The sequence below is a fragment of the Phytobacter cepae genome, assembly GCF_054165735.1.
This window is the reverse complement of the sequence record NZ_CM135107.1, coordinates 2324674-2344090: the sequence shown is the minus strand read 5'-3', so window position 1 is coordinate 2344090 and position 19417 is coordinate 2324674. Positions and strand designations below refer to the sequence as shown.

The following is a 19417-nucleotide window of genomic DNA, read 5'->3' as shown; positions in this document are numbered from 1 at the left end:
TTACCCCAGTATCGGTATCTTTGTGGCGGCGAGTTTTATGATGATGTACAGCACCACCAGCCCCAGCAGGAACGCGATAAAGCCCGTTTGCTGGCTGCGCGGACGACGTCGTCCCAGCGCAATGAAACCCAAAACGATGTAGATGATAACGCCAAACAGCTTCTCCGTCAGCCATGACCCCTTCACAGTAAATGGCATATAGCCGCTCGCGATAACCAGCCCTGCTCCACTGAGCAGCAACAGGCTATCCACAATGTGCGGCACCGTGCGTGCCCAACGTGCATTACCACGCGGATTGTCCGTAAAACGCCACCAGTAACGCAGGACAAACAGGCTAATGGTAGGACAACGCACGTCAAATGTAGAAGGATCAAAACGTTATACGCATCCACTGCAGGGTCACTCCTGTAACGGCAGGCGCGCGAGCGAAATACGATCGTTACCGCCATAATCCTGGCAGGTTGCGACGTCCTCATAACCGTCTGCGCAAAAGAGCGCGCGGACAGCCTCTCCTTGCTGCCAGCCATGCTCAATGAGCAACCAGCCTCCGGGACGTAAAAAGCGACGTGCCTGGGTGATTATCCACGCAATATCCGCAAGCCCTTCGTTTGCCGCCACCAGTGCAGACCGGGGCTCAAACCGCACATCGCCCAGCGCAAGATGCGGATCATGCTCATCAATATAAGGTGGGTTGCTGACAATCATGTCAAAGCACGCCCCGTCCAGCGCACTAAACCAGCGACTTTCAAGGAGTGTGACGTTGCTGATGCCTAGCTGCTGCGCATTACGTGTCGCCAGCGCCACCGCCTCGGGAACAACGTCCACCGCCGTCACATGGCAGTCTGGTCGCTCACTGGCCAGCGCCAGTGCAATCGCCCCGGTGCCCGTGCCGAGGTCAAGGATCCGCGCGGGCTGTTCCGGCAACCGGCTGAGTGCCTGTTCAACCAGACACTCGGTGTCAGGACGCGGGATGAGCGTCGCGGCCGACACGTAAAGCGGCAGCGACCAGAATTCGCGTATCCCCACAAGGTGGGCCACCGGCTCTCCGCGTTCGCGACGAGCAAGCAGGTGCTCAAGCTGGTGCTGTTCTTCAACGCTGAGTAACGTCTCGCCAAAAGCCAGAATAAAGGTGCGCGCCCGCCCTGTCACAAAGCCCAGCAGGATCTCAGCGTCACGACGCGGACTTTCGCTGTGCGACAGACGCCCTGTCGCATCACGGAGCCACTGCTGGAACTCCATCACTCCTGTCCGGCCAGCGCTGCCAGTTGGTCAGCCTGGTATTCCTGAACGATAGGTTCGATCAACGCATCCAGTTTGCCTTCCATCACTTCGTCCAGCCGATAGATGGTGAGGTTGATACGGTGATCGGTCACACGTCCCTGCGGGAAGTTATAGGTGCGGTTGCGGTCGCTGCGATCGCCACTGCCCAACAGGTTGCGGCGCGTTGACGCTTCCGCCTGCTGGCGCTTCGCCATTTCTGCCGCATGGATACGTGCGCCCAACACGGAGAGCGCTTTGGCTTTATTTTTGTGCTGCGAGCGTTCGTCCTGGCACTCCACCACAATGCCGGTTGGCAGGTGGGTAATACGAATAGCAGAGTCGGTGGTGTTAACGTGCTGGCCGCCCGCACCCGAAGAGCGGAAAGTATCGATACGCAAATCCGCCGGGTTAATGTCCGGCAGTTCGGCTTCCGGCAACTCAGGCATCACCGCCACGGTACAGGCGGAAGTATGAATACGGCCCTGAGACTCTGTCGCAGGCACACGCTGCACACGGTGACCGCCGGATTCGAATTTCAGACGCCCATACACCCCGTCGCCGCTGATTTTGGCGATGACTTCTTTATAGCCACCGTGTTCACCTTCGTTGGCGCTCATGATCTCCACCCGCCAGCGGCGCGCTTCAGCATAGCGGCTGTACATGCGGAAAAGATCGCCGGCAAACAGGGCCGCTTCGTCACCGCCGGTACCGGCACGGACTTCGACGAAAGCGCTACGTTCATCATCAGGATCTTTAGGCAGCAGCAAAATTTGCAGGTGCTGTTCGAGCTGTTCACTTTTTTCTTTCGCTTCGCGCAGTTCTTCCTGCGCCATTTCGCGCATTTCCGGATCGTCGAGCATCATCTGCGCGGTTTCAATGTCTTCCTGAACCTGTTGCCAGTCAGTAAAGCAGCGTGACACGTCGCTTAATTGCGCGTATTCACGGGATAAGGCGCGGAATCGCTCTTGATCGGCGATGGTTTGCGCGTCACCCAGTAACGCCTGAACTTCTTCATGGCGTTCGTACAGGGCTTCCAGTTTGGCAACGATAGAAGGCTTCATAGGCGTAAATGCACCTTAGTTATAAGAGGTTGTTGTGCTACTCCAGCCCGAGGCTGTTGCGCAGAATAAGCAGGCGATCGTCATCCCCGTCACGGGCGGCCTGCTGAAGAGACTTGGTTGGTGCGTGGATCAGGCGGTTGGTCAGTTTCCAGGCCAGATCCTGCATAATGGCTTGCGCGTCACCGCCCTGTTCAAGGGCTGCCAGCGCTTTCGCTGTGAGTTCGTCCCGGACCTGCTCGGACTGACTACGGTAATCACGGATGGTCTCGCTGGCACTTTGCGCACGCAGCCAGGCCATAAATTCACTGGTTTCCTGAGCAACGATGGTTTCGGCCTGGACTGCGGCCGCTTTTCGTTGCGCCAGATTGTGCTGAATAATACTTTGCAGATCGTCAACGCTGTAGAGATAGGCGTTTGCTACTTTACCGACTTCAGGTTCGACGTCACGCGGCACAGCGATATCCACCAGCAGCACTGGCTGATTACGCCGCGCTTTCATCGCACGCTCGACCATACCTTTACCGATGATCGGTAGCGGGCTGGCCGTGGAGCTAATCACGATGTCTGCATCTTTCAGGCGTGAGTCGATCTCGCTCAGAGAGATGACTTCTGCCCCCACTTCATCAGCCAGCAGTTGCGCGCGTTCACGGGTACGGTTGGCGATGATCATGTTCTGCACTTTATGTTCGCGCAGATGACGGGCGACCAGCTCGATGGTTTCACCGGCGCCCACGAGAAGAACGGTAACGGCAGAGAGAGATTCGAAGATTTGTCGTGCCAGCGTACAGGCAGCAAAGGCGACAGAGACAGCGCTGGCACCGATATCCGTTTCCGTGCGCACGCGCTTGGCAACGGAGAAGGATTTCTGGAACATTCGCTCCAGTTCACTCACATTCAGGTGACCGCGATTAGAGTCTGCAAAGGCTTTCTTAACCTGCCCGAGAATTTGGGGTTCGCCGAGTACCAAAGAGTCGAGCCCACTCGCCACGCGCATTAAATGACTCACCGCATCGTTATCATGATGCCAGTAGAGGCTGTTGCGCAGCTCTTCTTCGCTAATTTGATGATAATCGCATAGCCAACGGACAAGGGACTCATGCAGGTTGTCCCGCTCGTCCACACTGAGATAGAGTTCAGTCCGGTTGCATGTCGACAGCACCACTCCGCCCTGCACCATTGGCTGCGCCAGCAGGCTTTCCAGAGCCTGGTCAAGCGTTTCCGGCGAAAACGTAATACGTTCTCGCAACGAAACGGGGGCCGTTTTGTGGTTGATGCCAAGCGCTAAAAGGGTCATGAGTGCGGGAGTAGTACCAACGTTGATAAGGTTAGACTGAGCGCATCATACAGGATGCGTGAGGGCAATAAAAGAGAGCGCCCCCTTTTGGAGTAATTGGTAATTTAATGATTTAAGACAACGTGAACGTAGACGCTCTGCGCGCCCGGCGCTAGCATTAAGTCTATTAACTGTAACGAATCTCAAGGACTTGCCCCCATTATGACTTTGCCGACTTCCCGTCTTATTCGCCTGCTACCGTTGGCAAGCCTCGTACTCAGCGCCTGTACGCTCAACGCGCCTAAGGGACCAGGACAAAGTCCAGATGCGCCGCAGTGGCGCCAGCACCAACAAGAGGTGCGTGCACTTAACCAGTTCCAGACGCGGGGTGCCTTTGCGTTCATCTCCGATCAGCAAAAAGTGTATGCCCGCTTCTTCTGGCAGCAAACCGGTCAGGATCGTTACCGCTTGCTGCTGACTAACCCACTAGGCAGCACTGAGCTTGAACTGAATGCTGCACCGGGTGCGGTTGAACTGGTGGACAACAAAGGCCAGCACTATAAAGCTGATGATGCCGAAGAGATGATTGGCAAATTGACCGGAATGCCTATTCCGCTCAACAGTCTGCGTCAGTGGATAGTGGGCCTGCCGGGTGATGCCACGGATTACAAACTGGATGACCAGTTCCGTTTGAGTGAAATCAATTACAGCCAGAACGGCAAAAACTGGAAAGTCGTTTACAACGGTTATGATACCAAGACCCAACCGGCTCTGCCGTCCAATCTTGAGCTGAGCGATGGCGGCCAACGCATCAAGCTGAAAATGGACAACTGGATCGCCAAATAATGATGACCCAGTGGCCTTCCCCGGCAAAACTCAATCTGTTTTTGTATATCACCGGCAGGCGTCCTGACGGTTACCACAATCTGCAAACGCTGTTCCAGTTTCTCGATTACGGCGACACGCTGCACATTGAACCCCGCACCGACGGTATTCTTCGCCTGCTCACCCCCATCAACGGGGTAGCGGACGAAGAAAACCTGATTGTCCGTGCCGCACGTTTGTTGATGAAGGCCGCGCAGGAGAGCGGGCGCTTGCCTGCGGGCAGTGGTGCGGATATTGGCATCGACAAGCGTCTGCCGATGGGCGGTGGGCTGGGAGGCGGTTCCTCAAACGCCGCGACAACGCTTGTGGCGCTCAACCACCTCTGGCAGTGCAGGTTCAGTGAGGATGAACTGGCCCAGCTGGGATTGCAGCTGGGTGCAGACGTTCCGGTATTCGTGCGTGGTCGCGCGGCGTTCGCGGAAGGGATTGGCGAGCGGCTTGTACCGGTTGCGCCGGCGGAAAAATGGTACCTGGTGCTCCACCCCGGCGTGCATATCTCCACGCCGGAAATTTTTAACGATCCGGAGTTACCAAGAGAGACGCCCGTGCGGTCAATCGAAACGTTGCTAAATTGTGAATTCAGCAACGATTGCGAGGTTATCGCAAGAAAACGTTTTCGTGAGGTTGATGCGGCGCTCCTCTGGCTGCTAGAATACGCGCCGTCGCGCCTGACTGGCACGGGAGCCTGTGTTTTTGCTGAATTTGATACAGAGCTCGCCGCACGTCAGGTGCTAGAGCAAGTCCCGGCTGGTTTACATGGTTTTGTGGCGCAGGGCGTCAATCTCTCGCCGCTTTCCAGGAAGCTTGCCGGGTAGCTGAGTTTCGGTGACAACGTCACCTTGTTCCAGACGTTGCATCGCGCTCTTTAATACACCGCCTGAATAGAATGTTGCCTGGCCCGCACAGTTTTTGGCATATTCTATTCACCAATGGACGCATGCCTGAGGTTCTTCTCGTGCCTGATATGAAGCTTTTTGCTGGTAACGCCACCCCGGAACTAGCACAACGTATTGCCAACCGCCTGTACACTTCTCTCGGCGACGCCGCCGTAGGTCGCTTTAGCGACGGCGAAGTCAGCGTACAAATCAACGAAAATGTACGCGGTGGTGATATTTTCATCATCCAGTCCACTTGTGCTCCAACTAACGATAACCTGATGGAATTGGTTGTTATGGTTGATGCGCTGCGCCGTGCTTCCGCAGGCCGTATCACCGCTGTTATTCCTTATTTTGGTTACGCTCGTCAGGATCGCCGTGTGCGTTCTGCACGTGTGCCTATCACGGCAAAAGTTGTGGCTGACTTCCTTTCCAGCGTTGGCGTTGACCGCGTCCTCACCGTTGACCTGCATGCTGAACAGATTCAGGGCTTCTTTGATGTACCGGTAGACAACGTTTTCGGCAGCCCAATCCTGCTCGAAGATATGCTGCAGAAAAACCTTGATAATCCTATCGTGGTCTCTCCCGATATCGGTGGCGTGGTTCGCGCTCGTGCGATTGCCAAACTGCTGAACGATACCGACATGGCTATCATCGACAAGCGCCGTCCGCGCGCGAACGTTTCCCAGGTGATGCACATCATCGGTGACGTCGCCGATCGTGACTGCGTCATGGTCGATGACATGATTGATACCGGTGGCACGCTGTGTAAAGCAGCCGAAGCACTGAAAGAACGTGGTGCAAAACGTGTATTTGCATACGCGACTCACCCGATCTTCTCTGGCAACGCGATTCAGAACATCAAAAATTCCGTGATCGATGAGTTCATCGTCTGCGATACCATTCCGCTGACGCCTGAAATCAAAGCGCTGGAGAAAGTCCGCACGCTGACGCTGTCTGGCATGCTGGCCGAAGCGATTCGTCGCATCAGCAACGAAGAATCCATTTCTGCAATGTTCGAACATTGATAGAAATCGGCACAGAAACCCGCTGCGGCGGGTTTTTTTATTGTTGTCATTTATTTGTATGATTTATTAAAAGCCGGTGTCTGTTTTGTATAACTGATGTTTACGCAGGGAAGAACATCACGATGAATAAACTCTTTTCCTCCCACGTTATGCCCTTCAGCGCGCTGATTGAAGCCTGCTGGAAAGAGAAATACAGCCTCGCCCGTTTCACCCGCGACCTGATTGCCGGCATAACCGTCGGCATTATTGCGATCCCCCTTGCGATGGCGCTGGCGATTGGCAGCGGCGTGGCACCCCAATATGGGCTCTATACTGCCGCGATCGCCGGGTTGGTTATCGCGTTGTCCGGTGGTTCGCGCTACAGCGTTTCAGGTCCTACCGCTGCCTTTGTCGTCATTCTTTATCCGGTTTCACAACAGTTTGGTCTGGGTGGTTTGCTGGTCGCGACCTTGATGTCAGGCGTGTTTCTGATTCTTTTTGGTCTTGCCCGCTTTGGGCGGCTGATTGAGTACATCCCCCTTTCAGTGACACTCGGGTTCACCTCCGGTATCGGTATTACTATCGGAACCATGCAGATTAAAGATTTCCTCGGCCTGCAGGTCGCACATATGCCCGAGCACTATCTGCAAAAAATCGGGGCGCTGGGCATGGCGTTGCCGACTCTGAACCCCGGTGATGCTGCGATTGGTATCGTCACCTTAGGCACATTGATTCTGTGGCCACGCCTGCGTATTCGCCTGCCCGGCCATCTGCCTGCGCTACTGGCGGGGTGCGCCATCATGGGGATCGTGAATCTCATGGGTGGCCATGTTGCGACCATTGGCTCGCAGTTCCACTACGTGCTCGCCGATGGCAGCCAGGGAAATGGCATTCCACAGCTGTTACCTCAGTTGGTTTTGCCGTGGAACTTACCTGACTCCCGCTTCACGCTGAGCTGGGCATCTTTACAGGCACTCCTCCCTGCCGCCTTTTCGATGGCAATGTTAGGGGCCATTGAATCGCTGCTTTGCGCAGTGGTGCTTGATGGCATGACCAGTACGCGTCACAAAGCGAACAGTGAGTTGATTGGTCAGGGATTGGGAAATATCGTCGCCCCGTTCTTTGGCGGCATTACGGCCACGGCAGCCATCGCCCGTTCAGCGGCCAACGTGCGCGCCGGGGCAACCTCACCCGTTTCGGCCATTATTCACTCGCTGCTGGTGATCCTGGCTTTACTGGTTCTCGCCCCCCTGCTCTCATGGTTGCCATTGTCAGCCATGGCGGCTCTGCTGCTGATGGTCGCGTGGAACATGAGCGAAGCGCATAAGGTAGTGAATCTGCTGCGGCGTGGTCCGAAAGACGACATCATCGTGATGTTAATCTGTATGTCGCTGACGGTATTGTTCGATATGGTTATCGCCATCAGCGTGGGCATTGTTCTCGCGTCTCTGCTGTTTATGCGCCGTATTGCACGCATGACCCGCCTCGCCCCGGTCAATGTTGACGTTGCGTCCGATGTTCTGGTGCTGCGCGTGATAGGCCCGCTTTTCTTCGCCGCTGCCGACGGTCTGTTTAGCGAACTGGAGTCACGGCTCGAAGGCAAACGGGTGGTGGTGTTGAAGTGGGATGCGGTTCCGGTACTGGATGCGGGTGGGCTTGATGCCTTCCAGCGTTTCGTGAAGCGTCTGCCGGAAGGCACCGAACTGCGTGTCAGCAACCTGGAGTTTCAGCCCCTGCGCACCATGGCACGGGCCGGTATTCAGCCCATCCCTGGGCGCTTATCCTTCTGGCCAAACCGTGACGCGGCTTTAGCTGACTTATGATCCTGAGGGTGCGGAATATAACTTCCGCATCATCACTTCTATCGCCCCCTGCAACCACCCCAACACCTCAGGCGTCATCCAGGTGCCTTTCATCAGATGCGGCTCCTCCTGCATGGCGAGGCGAAACTTCTGCTGGGTATGCGGTGAAGTGCCGGCATAGGATTGAAACAACGTCAGCCAGTTTTCAGCCAGCGCTTGTGCCTCGTCGGAATTCGGATCCAGAGCCGCAGCCGTCGCTTTATGTAAACGGGCCACCAGCGGCGGCCATTCCATTAGCCGATCAAAATAGTGTGCGCGGGTAAAAGCCATCTCCTCCGGTGACAAATACCGTTGCCAGATAGCCAGTTTACTCTCCGCAAAACTGCGCGTGATGTAGTCAATTATCTGTTCATCAATGCCCGTTTGTTCGCGCATTTGCGGCTCCAGCACATGCATTTCATTAAGCCGAGTGAGGAAATCCGGCCTGCCTGCGGTATCCTCTTCAAGGCGCGTCATCCAGCGCGTCGCGAATGCCATGGCCTGTGGGTCATCCACCGGGCAATTAATCTGCATGAGATGGCGAACGTTTTCGACCATCTCCAGCCAGGCGTTGCTACGTGCCTGGTCGTCTGCGGCAAACGGCAGTGCCTGTAATTCCTCTTTGCTAAACCAGCGATCGTACATTTTCATTAACTCCAGCGTCTGTAACCAGGATTCCAGGTCCGGTTCAGCACCGCAGGACAACCCGTTTCGCAATGTCAGTAGCTGGTCACGCAACGTCTGAATATTGCGCATTTGCTTGTCTAACAATGTGATTTGCTCAGTAAGCAGGGTATCCAGCGAGCGCGTCTCACGTGCCAGGTGTTCCGTGATAGCTGCCAGCGCCATTCCCGCTTTCGTCAGCACCTGAATCATATGCAGGCGTTTCACATCAGCGAGATTATATAAGCGATACCCGGCAGCACTTCGGGCGGAAGGGATAAGCAGTCCGATCGATTCATAGTGATGGAGCGTGCGAACGGTAATGCCTGCGCGTCGCGCTAACACACCAGCCTGAATTAACATAACGACCCCTTATCTTCCCCGTAAACAGACTCTCAGGCCTAACGTTACGTAAGGGTCAACAAAAAAGCCAAAAAAAACGGTTTCCACTGGAAACCGCTTTTTGCTTTTATCGCTATTACTGGTGCCCGTGTCCGTCACGGCGACAGCGTTTGTCATAGTGGCGTACCCACCAGTACTTGTCGCAGACCTGTTCGTGACCGCTAACGCGCGCACCTGCAAGCCAGAGTACCGCCCCCACGAAGATGCTCAATATGGCACCGTGCGCGAAATATTGCGGCAGGTTAAGTTGGGGAAGCTGGTTTAATATGGAGTAGCCCACGCCGACAACCATCACCACAAGCCCCAGCACCATCAGAACATTACCGAGTAACGAAGCGTTTTTGCGTTTCATAGTGTCACCTCCGGAACGATGGGTTGAACGGGAATAACCCCACTCAAATATTGGGTAAAGTATAGTCACGAGGACGGTTCCTGATTGCGGTTAGGATCACATTTACTCATATTGAGGCAACATAAGTTTACAAATAAGCCTATGAACTACATGAAATTCTAATGGTTCAACGGGGCAACTATTATCTCTTCCCCCGTTTCGCCTTGAGAACTTTGTTTTCAGGCGACGCACCACGTAAACTATGCGCCAGTTATTGACCTGGTCAGGAATAAAAAGTGACGATTAAACTGATTGTCGGGCTGGCAAACCCGGGGGCGGAATATGCCGCCACGCGCCATAATGCGGGTGCCTGGTATGTGGATTTACTGGCAGAACGTTTCCGTGCGCCGCTACGCGAAGAGGCGAAATTTTTTGGATACGCTTCGCGGATCAATATAGCGGGCGAAGATGTTCGACTGCTGGTCCCCACCACGTTTATGAACCTCAGTGGCAAAGCCGTTGCGGCCATGGCAACCTTTTATCGTATTAATCCGGATGAAATCCTGGTCGCCCACGATGAGCTTGACCTCCCCCCTGGCGTGGCGAAGTTTAAGTTAGGCGGCGGGCACGGCGGCCACAACGGTTTAAAAGACATCATCAGCAAGTTAGGCAATAACCCCAATTTCCACCGTTTGCGCATAGGAATTGGTCATCCGGGCGATAAAAACAAAGTTGTCGGTTTCGTGCTTGGCAAGCCGCCGGTATCAGAGCAGAAGCTCATCGACGACGCCGTAGACGAAGCGGCGCGCTGTACCGAGTTATGGCTGAAAGACGGCCTGACAAAAGCCACCAACCGCCTGCATGCCTTTAAGGCGCAATAACCCTCACCAGGTGGCATTTTTGCCCCGCGATACAGCGGTTACGTGTATAATAGGCAAAGTTATCCATTTTTATGCAACCTGTTCTCTATAACAGGTTGATTATTCAGAACTTAAGGTAATCACATCATGGGATTCAAATGCGGCATCGTTGGCCTGCCCAACGTAGGTAAATCCACCCTGTTCAATGCGCTCACCAAAGCCGGTATTGAAGCGGCTAACTTCCCGTTCTGTACTATTGAGCCGAACACCGGTGTTGTACCCATGCCCGATCCGCGTCTCGACAAGCTCGCTGAAATCGTTAAACCGCAGCGTATTCTGCCTACCACCATGGAATTCGTTGATATCGCCGGTCTGGTCAAAGGCGCGTCTAAAGGTGAAGGTCTGGGTAACCAGTTTCTGACTAACATTCGTGAAACCGAAGCGATTGGTCATGTTGTGCGTTGTTTCGAAAATGACAACATCATCCATGTGAACAACAAAGTTGACCCGGCTGACGACATCGAAGTCATCAATACCGAACTGGCCCTGTCGGACCTCGACACCTGCGAGCGCGCCCTGCACCGCGTACAGAAAAAAGCCAAAGGCGGCGATAAAGACGCGAAAGCGGAACAAGCGGCACTTGAAAAATGCCTGCCGCAGCTGGAAAACGCAGGCATGCTGCGTGCGCTGAAAAACCTGACCGAAGAAGATAAAGCGGCTATCAAATACCTGAGCTTCCTGACCCTCAAGCCGACCATGTACATTGCCAACGTTAATGAGGACGGTTTTGAAAACAACCCGTACCTCGATAAAGTGCGTGAGATCGCTGCAGCTGAAGGTTCTGTTGTCGTTGCCGTCTGCGCTGCCGTTGAATCTGATATCGCCGAACTGGACGATGCTGACCGTGAAGAGTTCATGGCGGAGCTGGGCATCGAAGAGCCGGGCCTGAACCGCGTGATTCGCGCCGGTTACGAGCTGTTAAACCTGCAGACTTACTTCACCGCTGGCGTGAAAGAAGTCCGTGCCTGGACCATCCCGGTAGGCGCAACAGCACCGCAGGCCGCAGGTAAAATCCACACCGACTTCGAGAAAGGCTTTATCCGTGCGCAAACCATCGCCTATGAAGACTTCATCACCTACAAGGGTGAGCAAGGGGCGAAAGAAGCCGGAAAAATGCGTGCAGAAGGTAAAGAGTACATCGTTAAAGATGGCGATGTCATGAACTTCCTGTTCAACGTCTGATCGTTTGCTGCGGCTTCATTTTTTAGCCCGCAGCCCGGTAAGTCTTTTAAAAATCCACGCCCTGGCGTGGATTTTTTATTGCAACATAACCATCATCCCGGTACTTGCACGTGGCGTGTCTATTATCGAGAACGGAATCGCAGCCTCCAGGGAGGCTCATACCACTCCCCGTGCGCCATGAATCATTTTCCCCTATTAGACATATCGGATTTAAGAGCACAACATGGACGCTACCCGCATGCTCAGAGGTGTAGATTTCACTTCATGTTTCTTCATCAGGACCCGTAATGAATATTATTGATGTCATTATGTCAGCAGGAAAGACATCGGTTGATGTCGCGCTTTATACCCTCATCCCAGTCATGATAATCATGTTGATCGTCATGAAATACCTCGAAGCGAAGGGGGTTGTCGATGCCATCGTGCGCCTCACCACCCCGCTGCTTAAGCCCTTTGGCATTTCCGGGCTGGCCATTTTTGCGCTGATCCAACTTAACTTCGTCAGCTTTGCCGCGCCGATCGCCGCACTGGCGATCATGGAAAAGCGCGGCACCTCAGACAGGCAACTTGCCGCCGCGCTGGCCATGCTCTTTGCGATGGGGCAAGGCAACGTCTTTTACCCGTTGATCCCGTTTGGGTTGCACTGGGGTAGCGCCATTGGTATTTCAATTGTCGGCGGGTTGATCGCAGCCGCAGTCACCTACCATCTGTTTGGCAAGAAATTATCGATGACGGTAAGGCGTGAGGAGGTGACGGAATCGCTGAATGATAAATCCTCTGCCAGCCTTATCGCGATTATTAACGGCGCGGGGGCGGATGCTATTCGTCTTGCACTGGGTTCACTGCCGATGCTGCTGCTCTCATTAACGATTGTCGGGATCCTCAAAGAAGCGGGGTTTATCACCCTGCTGACCACGCTGTTAGCCCCCGTATTAACCTTTTTTAGCATTCCTGAGATTTACGTATTACCGACGTTGACTAAATTCCTCGCGGGCGGTACGGCTTATTTCGGGGTAATCTCTGAATTATTGCGAAAAGGGCTGGTCACGCCTGAGCAGGTAAATGCCTCCGCCGGTTTTCTGATTCAGACCTTTGATTTGCCAGGTGTCGGCATTTTCCTGGGCATTGCCAGCCGGTTTGTCAGGCTGTTTCGCTACGTGATCCCCGGCGTCATTACCGGCATCGCACTACGCACGCTTATTCATGCCCTCCTCTATTAAGCGAACCACCAGCAATCCAAAAAAACCTGCCAGTAAACATCCAGAATTACCGGCAGGTTTTCGCTACTCGCTCTGCACGTCAGCGAGGATTTTCGCCATCCACACGCGGTCAATGGCCCCCGTATCATAATGGGCAAGGGTAAAGACCTGGGCCTGACTCATCATTAGCGCCAGTTCGGGGGTGATATTGAAACTTGCCGCCACCTCATGCCCTTCCAGTTCAGGCCGACGCTTACGCCGTTCAATGCGAAAACGCAGCTGGTTGTATTTCGCCCAGCTGATAAGGGTGAGACTGATAGCACAGGCCACCAGCAAATAGACCCCCAACGTACTGAGCGTGGTGTAGAACGGCCGGGGCCCGATAAAAGGATCATGTTCAATCGCAGTAATCAGACCGCTGTAAATCAGCCAGCTAAACCCCAGCCAGGCAAGGAGGGTTAACAGGGAATCCAGCGCACGTGGAAACAGCCGTTGTTCAGTAAAAATCAAAGGTTGGATCATGGTTTTAATCTCCCAATACCGCGATCGGGACTCACCCAACGCGCTCTGCTGCGTTTGCGCCGCAGCATCACTTTTGGGAAAGCCACAAGCGTAGTGAACAGGCTCAACATCCAGTACACCACCGGAAACCAGATAACCCAGAACAGAGACGCCGCAATACCTTTCTCATAGCGTCTTTCAATAAACAGACTGACCGAGAACTGCAACAGGCAGACCACGCCCAGCATCAGGCCAGTAAAAGCCGGTGGGAAAAGGTGCTGAACATATAAGGAATCGGGCATCGGAATAAGCAGCCCGATGAGAAACAACAGAATGCTGATGGCATAGGCAAAGGCCCATGCGGTTGACATACAAAACTCAAGAAACAGAGGCCACATGCGCCGGTACTCCCAGCTCCACAAGCGACGCATATTGACAATAAACACCTCTGCGCCCCCTTGCGCCCAGCGAAGGCGCTGCTTCCAAAGCCCTTTCAGCGTCTCGGGCATCAAAATCCAACACAGCGCACGCGGTTCGAAGAAAATCGACCAGTGGCGCAGTTGCAACTTCCAACTGATATCAATATCTTCCGTGATCATATCCGGGCTCCAGTACCCCACCTCCGCCAGGGCGCGACGGCGAAAAGCGGCAATGACACCAGAAACGGTAAAGACCTGGCCATAGACGCGCTGGGTACGTTTGATGAGGCCGATGATGGATGAAAATTCCCCCACCTGAACTCGCCCAATCAGCGTTGAACGCGTACGGATACGCGGATTACCGGTCACCGCCCCCACGCGAGGGTGATTGAGCAGCGGTGCGACCATATACACCGCCGCATCCTTATCCAGCAGCGCATCGCCATCAATACACACCAGAAAGTCACTGCGCGCCGCCGCAGCTCCCGCCTGCAGGGCTACTGCTTTGCCCTGATTCTCCGCCAGATGAATCACCCGCAGTCGCGCATATTCACTCGCTAACTGGTCCAGCACGGCTGCGGTGTTGTCTTTGGAACCGTCATTGATAGCAATCACTTCAATATTTTCATAACGTTGCGCCAGCGCCGCTTCGATAGTCTCACGTGCATTCAGCCCTTCGTTAAAGCACGGCACAAGAATGGAAATCAGCGGATTACCTGCCAGTGCAGGTGGCGGTGTGCCCGGCCCCCATGGCCAGTGGCGCTCGCGGTGAAACCAGAAGTAAAGCCCACCGCTTATCCAGAGGGCCGACATAAACAGCGGCCAGAAAAAGACGAAATCAAGGATCACTTCACCGGTAAAAATCACCGCCACGCCGAGCGGAAAACTAAACATCAGGCAAAGGATCAGGAAGGCGATGAGGCGATCGGTCATTTTTGCGGATACCAGTAGGAGGAAAAAGCAGAACGGATCTCTGCCATCCGGGGTTGATCGTTGATGAAATCGTCCGGGTAGTAGCCATAGTTTCTGGCACCGCTCAGTTTGAGCTGCCGCATCCACCCGTTAAGCATTTCACCGCTAATATCGTCCTGCCCTGCCCCCTTACGCCAGTCGCGTGCCTGAAGTTCAAAAACCGTTTTATCCAGTGCGCCAGGGAAACGGCCTACCTGCCCGACGAGCCTGTCGAGCCAGGCATCGGCATCGTTGACCGGGACATTTTCCATCAGCGGCATCGCCATTGGGGCTGTCCAGTCGTAGGTGCCGAGAAAGTCATTCAGATTCTGCGCAAACCAGGTTTCACTCCGCGGGTCCAGTACCGGCATGGCGTAAATGTTGCGGGCGGTTTTGATCTGCGGGCCGCGCACGGCACGCACGGTTTGCGTGAGCTGTTGGGTAAAATCAATCAGAGCGCGACTTTTAAAGCGCGTCCAGCGCGCCAGCAACTGCGGGTTGGCGCGAATCTGCGCAATGTTGTCCGGGAAGCCCGCTGCACGATAGGCGTTGAGCGCATCCGGGGAGGCATCCTCAAAGTCGGTCAAAAAGGCGTCATCATGAAACAGGATGCCGTTGAAGTTGGCATGGCGCGCCAGGTCCTCGTAGATATCGTTGATTCTCTGCCGGGCAACCGCACTCCAGGGGGAAAGACGCAAATAATGGCGGTTATCTGGCGCAATGCGTCCGTTATCTGACGACCACGCCGCCACACGAGGCACCGAGGAGTCTAACCCAAACGCCAGAACCGGCATCCAGGCGTAAACCTTCACCCCGGCACGGGTCTGCAACTGCCAGGAAACGAAGTTAAACAGATCCGCCCGCATGGGTAGCCAGCGACTGCGGAAATAGAGCGCGTTGACGTTGCCGTCCCCTTTTGGATCGGCATAGGCCTGTAAAAAGACATGGGTTATCTGCATATCAAAAACACGCTGGATGAGCAGATCGATATTTTTGCGCTGTTGGGCCGGGTTTTTGTCGTACACATAGTCGAGATCGATATGCATAACCCGCATGGTTTCAGGTTCCCTGACCTGAGCAATCTGGCTGGCGAAGCTACGCAGCGAAGGGTTGTTAGAAATCAGCACCCGGGGGATATCTTCCAGATTTGCGGCATTCGCCAGCCCCTGATTCAGGGTGAACGCCATCTGGTAGCCCTGCTGATGCGCGAGCTTGAGGGTCGTGCCGCTCGCCGCGCCGTAGGGCCAGACCCAGGCTCGCGGCGCTTTCCCGGTGACCTCTTTGATTTTGCCCGAAATGCGCGACAGGTCGGCTTTCATGCGCTGTTCAAACTGGGCATCCGTTTCGTACTGCCCGCTGGTTTTATCGTATAAACGGTTAGCGGCCGCTGGTTCCTGACTGCCTTGCGGATTGGCCTGATGGCCGTAATGGGATGCCCAGGTATGCGCACCCACTTCCACCCACCCCGACTCGCTGGCCTCGCGTACCATTTTCCAGGTGGCAAATTTTTCCCGTGGCGTCTTTAGTCCGCCAAAATCCACCAGCGAATGTTCCGGTGCATCCACCCAACTGCCAACGGGCGCCCACAGAGCGGGCCATTTGAACAACCGAAGCAGCGGCAGTACGCGCGTCGAGAAGCTACTGTATCCATCATCAAAGGTCAGCAGCACCGCCTTTTCGGGTAAGGTGCGTTTCCCGGCATGGGCATCCAGCACCTGCTGTACGCTAATCGGGTGGTAGCCGTTATCCTGCAACCAGGCAAACTGGTCGTTCAGGGCGCTGGTGCGCACGGACAGATAGCGCTGATCGGCCGCGCCGTCCTCCACGTCATGCCAGGCCAGCACAAGAAAGCTGTTTGTGGGCCAGCGCTGGTCCGCATACAGCGGCGCCCGCTCGGCGGGGGGAAGATAACGCGGCGTCGCGGCCAATGCACACATGCTCATCATCATCCATCCGACAATTATCCTCGTGGCGAGAAGCCATCGTTTCATCATGAAGCGCCCTTAAAACCTGACATTCAGATCAAATGCGAGGGCAATATTGCGCTCCCGCTTCCCGTCGTAAGGACGCTTATCCCAGGTGAGTTTCACCCCGGCATCCACTACGTTATTCCATTGAATACGTTGCCCGTAACCAAACTGATTGATGGCCCCACCGCTGTGCCCTTTTTGCCAGTAGCCGCCCGCTCCCGCCTCAAACTGCTGTTTCCAGACCGTGTCGTAATGGCGGTACAGCACCTGTTCGGCGCGCAGTGCTGCGACCGCCGAAACGTCACGTTTGGGGTTGTAATAAGGCACATTTTCTTTGCTGTTATGGCTGCCGCTGATGCCTGGGATAAAATCCAGAGTAAAACGTGGCAGCGTCCAGAGTCGTTCTTTACCGCTGATGCCGTACTCCAGCCTGTTGTTGCCGTCGGTGAAACGGGCGCCGGAAAGTGAAAGCTGATATTCGCGTCGTTCGTTCTGATAACCGCGCAACCACAGATCGCCGCCGTTGGCGTTCACCCCATTGCGCAGGGCGCGCAGCGGGGTGTTACGGGATAATCGCTCCGCCGAGCCCCCGACCCGCCAGTTGTCGCTCAAATCGTACCAGCCAGAGAGGCGTCCGCCGATTTTCTGACCGCTGTCATCGTTGCGCCCGGAGACCTCCATTTCGGCCCAGCTCCCCCTTGACGTCCATTCCGCACCCGCCAGCAGATCCCGGCTTATCCCCTTCCCCTCCTCAAACTCGCCACGGGCAAAGTTGTAGCCGGTAAACAGTCGCCAGTTTTGGTTAACAGGCGGGCTGTAAAGCGCGGCGTTGAGGGTGAAATCATGTTTGCCACTGACCGGACTGTCGGATGAGATGCCCTGTGACCCGGCTATCCGCAGTTCAGCCTTATTGTGCACGGCCATAAGTCGTTCAAGCTGCAACGTGGCGGCGTCATCCGGGCTGCGGGCGACCACATCCTTCGTCAGTTCATCGGCCTGCTGCCACTCCTGGAGCTCCATGGCCGTCCATGCTTGTTGCCTTTCCAGCGTCAGGTTGCTGGGTTCTATCACTTCGGCAAGCTTGAGTTCGCGCTCTGCGGCACGCGGTAATCCCCTTGCCAGCAGCACTGACGCATAGGCAATACGCAGTGCCTGGTTACCCGCTCCTGTACGCGCCAGGCGTTCCGCATGCGTCTCTGCTGCAGGCAAATTATTGATGGCCACCAGATACTCGGTTTGTAAGGATCTGGCCAGCAGCCAGTTGTCATTGGGCTGCGGCGTGGGTGATCCATAGACCTGGCGCAGATAAGGGCTCTCTTTACTGTATGTATCCAGTTGCTGTTTTGCTTCGTCGAAATGGTTGTTATCAAGACGGGCATACAGCAGTTCCTGTTGATCGTCCATGGTCAGCGGCTTTGAGGCCAGGGTCGAGCCACGCGGAAAATAGATGCTTTCAAGCAGGAACTCGGCTTTGTCCGGCTGCTTCTGCGCAAGATATGCCGAAGCGACCCATCTTCTGGCATAGTCAGGAACAGGCGTTCCGGTCGCCTCAAGCGACTCAAATTCGGCGACCGCTTCATCCATGCGTTTACGGATGACCAGCGCACCCAGTCGGTCAATCCTGGCGCGCCGCACATCCCCTTGCGCCTCGGGGTGTTGCTTCCACGCGGCAATCAGCGCGTCATAGCGAGCCAGTGCTTTATCTGCCACAAGAAAACGTTCATCTTCATTGCGGGTAGGCGTGAACGCAGCGCGGACGCTTTGCGCCGCCGCATCCAGTTCAAGTTGGCGCGCAATGGCATCAGGCTGTGGGAAGCGTTCTGAAAGGGTCAGCGCGGGGCCGGCAATGCGACTGGCCGACAGGGCAGCCAACAGCGTGGGCACCACGTTTTTATTGCGGTCTGAATCGGTATCGAGGTGGCTGGCCGCCAGTACTGAATCCCAGTTTTTCCCCTGAGCATGATAAACATAAGCCAGCAGTGCCTCTCTCTCGGGCCCCGGATCCTCGTCTACCCAGCGCCGTGCTTCGGTGATGGCCTGCTCATTGCGGTGGGCATCTGCGAGCGTCATTATCCAGCCGGTGCGGGCGTCGCTATTGCCGGGCTCACCTTGCAGAACGGTTTCCCAGACGGCCAGCGAGGCATTCCACTGCTTTTGGTTACGCAGCGCGCGGGCGGCAGCAACTTGCCCTCTGGCAGGGATGGCCACACGCTGGCGATAACGATCCCATACCGCCAGCGTCTCAGCGTCATTACTGGCCCATGAGGAAACCTGAAGCCAGTCGGCAATCTCTCCTGCCGTTAGCTGTGTCTGTTTTTCCCGAACGGCGAGGTATTGCAATAACGGCTGACGGTCGCCATCCCGTGCCTGAATAATAAGTTCGTCGTAGGTAGACGTTTGGGCGTGTGCCCATGTCGGGAATAACATGCTCACCATTAATAAATATCGTCCTGAACGCAAGGGTTTAATAACGCATGAGGAGCAGGAAACTCTGAACATAGCTATCCCTTTATCTCGGTTTTAATGTGAGCCTTTCATTTATTCATGACTAAGAGCCTAATGGGATAGGCTCTAAACTATGACGGAAATTTAATAACCAAACAAGAAACAAAAAAGCATGGGTAAATTTAAAATGTCATGCTTTTTTCGTATTTATCATTATCCCGTTAAGAACTAC

16 protein-coding genes and 1 pseudogene are annotated in these 19417 nt (G+C 55.0%); 7 read left to right on the top strand and 10 right to left on the bottom strand.

Going from position 1 to position 19417, the window contains the following annotated elements:
• The 4 genes and pseudogenes from sirB2 to hemA all read right to left on the bottom strand — a co-directional run bounded on the left by sirB2 (window position 1) and on the right by hemA (window position 3615).
• Window positions 1-392 (bottom strand): annotated as a pseudogene (sirB2, locus tag ACUY4Q_RS10970) (invasion regulator SirB2).
• A 7-nt stretch (window positions 393-399) separates the two neighbouring features.
• Window positions 400-1239, bottom strand: a complete 840-nt coding sequence (prmC, locus tag ACUY4Q_RS10965; protein WP_458047043.1) for a peptide chain release factor N(5)-glutamine methyltransferase — start codon at window positions 1237-1239, stop codon at window positions 400-402.
• Complete coding sequence (gene prfA, locus ACUY4Q_RS10960; protein ID WP_458047042.1) at window positions 1239-2321, bottom strand: peptide chain release factor 1; 1083 nt, start codon at window positions 2319-2321, stop codon at window positions 1239-1241. The genes prmC and prfA overlap by 1 nt, the downstream gene beginning before the upstream one ends.
• A 37-nt stretch (window positions 2322-2358) precedes the next feature.
• The gene (gene hemA, locus ACUY4Q_RS10955; protein ID WP_458047041.1) at window positions 2359-3615 is read right to left on the bottom strand and encodes a glutamyl-tRNA reductase; all 1257 of its coding nucleotides are present in this window, start codon (window positions 3613-3615) and stop codon (window positions 2359-2361) included.
• A gap of 201 nt (window positions 3616-3816) precedes the next feature.
• On the opposite strand from hemA, the gene lolB reads away from it, so the two are divergent.
• From lolB to dauA, 4 genes are all read left to right on the top strand, one after another.
• The gene (gene lolB / locus ACUY4Q_RS10950) at window positions 3817-4440 is read left to right on the top strand and encodes a lipoprotein insertase outer membrane protein LolB (RefSeq protein ID WP_458047040.1); all 624 of its coding nucleotides are present in this window, start codon (window positions 3817-3819) and stop codon (window positions 4438-4440) included.
• Window positions 4440-5294 carry a 4-(cytidine 5'-diphospho)-2-C-methyl-D-erythritol kinase gene (gene ispE / locus ACUY4Q_RS10945; protein WP_458047039.1) on the top strand — a complete coding sequence of 285 codons (855 nt, stop codon included), beginning with the start codon at window positions 4440-4442 and terminating at the stop codon, window positions 5292-5294. The genes lolB and ispE overlap by 1 nt, the downstream gene beginning before the upstream one ends.
• A 140-nt stretch (window positions 5295-5434) precedes the next feature.
• Window positions 5435-6382 (top strand): ribose-phosphate diphosphokinase, encoded by a 948-nt coding sequence (prs, locus tag ACUY4Q_RS10940; protein ID WP_437890785.1) that lies wholly within the window; start codon window positions 5435-5437, stop codon window positions 6380-6382.
• 122 nt (window positions 6383-6504) lie between these two features.
• Complete coding sequence (gene dauA / locus ACUY4Q_RS10935) at window positions 6505-8184, top strand: C4-dicarboxylic acid transporter DauA (protein ID WP_458047038.1); 1680 nt, start codon at window positions 6505-6507, stop codon at window positions 8182-8184.
• Here dauA and ACUY4Q_RS10930 read toward each other — a convergent pair.
• Window positions 8179-9228 carry a MerR family transcriptional regulator gene (locus ACUY4Q_RS10930; protein ID WP_458047037.1) on the bottom strand — a complete coding sequence of 350 codons (1050 nt, stop codon included), beginning with the start codon at window positions 9226-9228 and terminating at the stop codon, window positions 8179-8181. The genes dauA and ACUY4Q_RS10930 overlap by 6 nt on opposite strands.
• A gap of 115 nt (window positions 9229-9343) precedes the next feature.
• The gene (gene ychH, locus ACUY4Q_RS10925) at window positions 9344-9619 is read right to left on the bottom strand and encodes a stress-induced protein YchH (protein WP_458047036.1); all 276 of its coding nucleotides are present in this window, start codon (window positions 9617-9619) and stop codon (window positions 9344-9346) included.
• 275 nt (window positions 9620-9894) lie between these two features.
• On the opposite strand from ychH, the gene pth reads away from it, so the two are divergent.
• From pth to ACUY4Q_RS10910, 3 genes are all read left to right on the top strand, one after another.
• The gene (pth, locus tag ACUY4Q_RS10920) at window positions 9895-10479 is read left to right on the top strand and encodes an aminoacyl-tRNA hydrolase (RefSeq protein WP_458047035.1); all 585 of its coding nucleotides are present in this window, start codon (window positions 9895-9897) and stop codon (window positions 10477-10479) included.
• A 126-nt stretch (window positions 10480-10605) separates the two neighbouring features.
• Window positions 10606-11700 (top strand): redox-regulated ATPase YchF, encoded by a 1095-nt coding sequence (gene ychF / locus ACUY4Q_RS10915; protein WP_458047034.1) that lies wholly within the window; start codon window positions 10606-10608, stop codon window positions 11698-11700.
• Between the two features lie 287 nt (window positions 11701-11987).
• The gene (locus ACUY4Q_RS10910) at window positions 11988-12920 is read left to right on the top strand and encodes a nucleoside recognition domain-containing protein (RefSeq protein ID WP_458047033.1); all 933 of its coding nucleotides are present in this window, start codon (window positions 11988-11990) and stop codon (window positions 12918-12920) included.
• A gap of 63 nt (window positions 12921-12983) precedes the next feature.
• Here the strand turns inward: ACUY4Q_RS10910 and pgaD are convergent, their stop codons facing one another.
• The 4 genes from pgaD to pgaA are packed head-to-tail and all read right to left on the bottom strand — an operon-like array spanning window position 12984 to window position 19239.
• Window positions 12984-13421 carry a poly-beta-1,6-N-acetyl-D-glucosamine biosynthesis protein PgaD gene (gene pgaD, locus ACUY4Q_RS10905; protein WP_458047032.1) on the bottom strand — a complete coding sequence of 146 codons (438 nt, stop codon included), beginning with the start codon at window positions 13419-13421 and terminating at the stop codon, window positions 12984-12986.
• Entirely contained in the window at window positions 13418-14752 is a 1335-nt protein-coding gene (pgaC, locus tag ACUY4Q_RS10900) for a poly-beta-1,6-N-acetyl-D-glucosamine synthase (RefSeq protein ID WP_458047031.1), read from the bottom strand. The genes pgaD and pgaC overlap by 4 nt, the downstream gene beginning before the upstream one ends.
• Entirely contained in the window at window positions 14749-16764 is a 2016-nt protein-coding gene (pgaB, locus tag ACUY4Q_RS10895) for a poly-beta-1,6-N-acetyl-D-glucosamine N-deacetylase PgaB (protein WP_458047030.1), read from the bottom strand. Before pgaB ends, pgaC begins: the two co-directional genes overlap by 4 nt.
• A 9-nt stretch (window positions 16765-16773) precedes the next feature.
• Window positions 16774-19239 (bottom strand): poly-beta-1,6 N-acetyl-D-glucosamine export porin PgaA, encoded by a 2466-nt coding sequence (gene pgaA / locus ACUY4Q_RS10890; RefSeq protein WP_458047029.1) that lies wholly within the window; start codon window positions 19237-19239, stop codon window positions 16774-16776.
• Between the last annotated feature and the right edge of the window lie 178 nt (window positions 19240-19417).

Coding starts and splice junctions, on each gene's coding strand:
- ychF (WP_458047034.1), top strand. CDS start 10,606: ATGGGATTCAAATGCGGCATCGTTGGCCTGCCCAACGTAGGTAAATCC.
- pgaA (WP_458047029.1), bottom strand. CDS start 19,239: ATGTTCAGAGTTTCCTGCTCCTCATGCGTTATTAAACCCTTGCGTTCA.
- pgaB (WP_458047030.1), bottom strand. CDS start 16,764: ATGATGAAACGATGGCTTCTCGCCACGAGGATAATTGTCGGATGGATG.
- pgaC (WP_458047031.1), bottom strand. CDS start 14,752: ATGACCGATCGCCTCATCGCCTTCCTGATCCTTTGCCTGATGTTTAGT.
- pgaD (WP_458047032.1), bottom strand. CDS start 13,421: ATGATCCAACCTTTGATTTTTACTGAACAACGGCTGTTTCCACGTGCG.
- hemA (WP_458047041.1), bottom strand. CDS start 3,615: ATGACCCTTTTAGCGCTTGGCATCAACCACAAAACGGCCCCCGTTTCG.
- ispE (WP_458047039.1), top strand. CDS start 4,440: ATGATGACCCAGTGGCCTTCCCCGGCAAAACTCAATCTGTTTTTGTAT.
- lolB (WP_458047040.1), top strand. CDS start 3,817: ATGACTTTGCCGACTTCCCGTCTTATTCGCCTGCTACCGTTGGCAAGC.
- ACUY4Q_RS10910 (WP_458047033.1), top strand. CDS start 11,988: ATGAATATTATTGATGTCATTATGTCAGCAGGAAAGACATCGGTTGAT.
- dauA (WP_458047038.1), top strand. CDS start 6,505: ATGAATAAACTCTTTTCCTCCCACGTTATGCCCTTCAGCGCGCTGATT.
- prmC (WP_458047043.1), bottom strand. CDS start 1,239: ATGGAGTTCCAGCAGTGGCTCCGTGATGCGACAGGGCGTCTGTCGCAC.
- prfA (WP_458047042.1), bottom strand. CDS start 2,321: ATGAAGCCTTCTATCGTTGCCAAACTGGAAGCCCTGTACGAACGCCAT.
- ychH (WP_458047036.1), bottom strand. CDS start 9,619: ATGAAACGCAAAAACGCTTCGTTACTCGGTAATGTTCTGATGGTGCTG.
- ACUY4Q_RS10930 (WP_458047037.1), bottom strand. CDS start 9,228: ATGTTAATTCAGGCTGGTGTGTTAGCGCGACGCGCAGGCATTACCGTT.